Here is a 1,925-nt window from a genome sequence, read left to right as displayed (position 1 = left end):
ATGCTGGCCGAGGTATTGGGCTCGCCCTTGGTATCCTCAATGACGAGCTCGATCTTGCGGCCGAACAACCCGCCCGCCTCGTTGATCTCGTCGGCGGCGTATTGAATGCCCCAGAGGATCTGGGTGCCGCCACCGGCGAGCGCTCCGGTCAGCGGCAGCGGCACGCCGATCTTGATCGGCGCCTGTTGTGCGAATGCGGGCGCGGCGATTGCCGTCCCTGCGAGCATGGCGCCCGCCACGAGGCCTCTCAACTTGGTCCACATCGTGCTTTCCTCCCTGAATTCGCCTGCTCGCAGACGGCAGGTCTTCGCTTGGGTTCTCAGGCTAAAATCCGAGATAGGCGATCCTGAGTTTCTCGTTGCCGGCCATGTCCTGCATCGTCCCGGTCAGGGCGACCTGCCCCTCGTCGAGCACGAGGCACGTATCTGCGACGCTCATGGCGGCGGCGAAGTTCTGCTCCGCCATCACGATGGCGCAGCCACTCGCCGCCTTGACGCGCCCGAGCGCCTCGAACAATTCCTCGACCAGCTTGGGCGCCAGCCCGGCCGAGGGCTCGTCCAGCACCAGCACGCGGGGCTCGATCATCAGCGCGCGCCCGATCGCCAGCATCTGGCGCTGCCCGCCGCTCATCGAACCGGCGAGTTGCCCGGCGCGCTCGCGCAGGATGGGAAAGAGCGCGAAGATGGTCTCGAAGAGACGCTCGCGCTCGCCAGCGGCCGCTCGCGGCGAGAGGGCCTCGAAGGCGCCGCGCAGGTTTTCCTCGACCGTGGCATTGGCGAAGCAGCGTGCGCCGTCGGGAACGAAGGCGACGCGGGCGCGCGCGAGTTGCCAGGGCGACAGCCCGGACAGATCCAGGCCGTCAAGCCTGAGGCTGCGCCGCCCCGTCTCGACCGTGCCGATGAGCGCGCGCAGCGCGGTCGTCTTGCCGGCCCCGTTGGGACCGAGCAGGACCAGGAGCTCGCCGCCCGAGACCGCGAGCGACAGGCCGGGCAGGACGACGAGCTCGCCGTAACCCGCCTTCTCGATGGAGACTTCGAACCGGTTCACAGCGAGAACCCCTTGCCCAGATAGGCTTCCCGGACACTGGCATCCTGCAGCACGTCCTGGGGCTTGCCCTGTGCGAGCAGCCGGCCCTGATTGAGGACGATGGCATGGCCGCACAGACGCGCGATGATGCGCATGACGTGCTCGATCACCACGACCGTGACGCCAGAGGCATGGATCTCGCGAACCAGGCCGATCACCTGGTCGGTATCCTCCAGGCTCAGCCCGGCCATGGCCTCGTCGAGCAGGAGAACCGTGGGGCGGCAGGCGAGGRCACGGGCGATCTCCAGCCTTCGCAGATCCGAGACCGAGAGCTGGCCGCAGCGCGTGCCGACCGCGGGACGCAGGCCGCAATAGCGGGCGAGATCGCCGGCGCTGCGCGCGCCGCCGGGCAGGGCGCGGCCGGAACGCGCATAGGTCAGCGGGACCGAGATCACCTCCTCGATGGTCAGTTCCTTCGGTACGCGCGGAACCTGATAGGTCCGCGCCAAGCCGCGATGGACGATCAGGTCGGGACGCAGCCCGTTGATCGGCTCKCCGCCGAGGCTGATCTTGCCTGTGCGCGGCGGGATCTGCCCGGAGACCATGTTGACGAAAGTGCTCTTGCCCGACCCGTTCGGCCCGATCAGCGCCGTGATCGCCTGGCCGGGCACGTCCAGCGTCACCTCGTCGATCGCCTTGAGGCCGCCAAAGGCGACGGTRCATGTCTCGACGCTGATCGCTGTCATGATGCGAGCCTCGGCTTGGTCTGCGCCTGCCCTGACCTGGGCCGACGCCGCCGCAGCCGGTGCCGGACGAAGCCCACCAGCCCCTCCGGCATGCCGACGATGAACAGGATGATGACGGCGCCATAGACGACCTGATAGCCGACGCCGCCGACG

General features: G+C 68.5%; 3 protein-coding genes. All 3 read right to left on the bottom strand.

The features are described 5' to 3' along the window. On the bottom strand, window positions 1-239 hold a 239-nt coding region (locus tag AC1DJT_RS36495; RefSeq protein WP_476836036.1), incomplete at its 3' end, for an ABC transporter substrate-binding protein. Between the two features lie 85 nt (window positions 240-324). Beyond that, a complete protein-coding gene (locus AC1DJT_RS36490) occupies window positions 325-1,047 on the bottom strand; it encodes an ABC transporter ATP-binding protein (protein WP_441507216.1) in 723 nt (240 codons plus the stop codon). Further along, window positions 1,044-1,772: an ABC transporter ATP-binding protein gene (locus tag AC1DJT_RS36485; RefSeq protein WP_476836035.1), complete on the bottom strand. Its 729-nt coding sequence runs from the start codon at window positions 1,770-1,772 to the stop codon at window positions 1,044-1,046. The genes AC1DJT_RS36490 and AC1DJT_RS36485 overlap by 4 nt, the downstream gene beginning before the upstream one ends. Between the last annotated feature and the right edge of the window lie 153 nt (window positions 1,773-1,925).

It is taken from the genome of Allobosea sp. 05T422_2 (genome assembly GCF_056396265.1).
The sequence above is the reverse complement of the archived record's forward strand: the minus strand, read 5'-3'. Positions and strand labels throughout refer to the sequence as shown.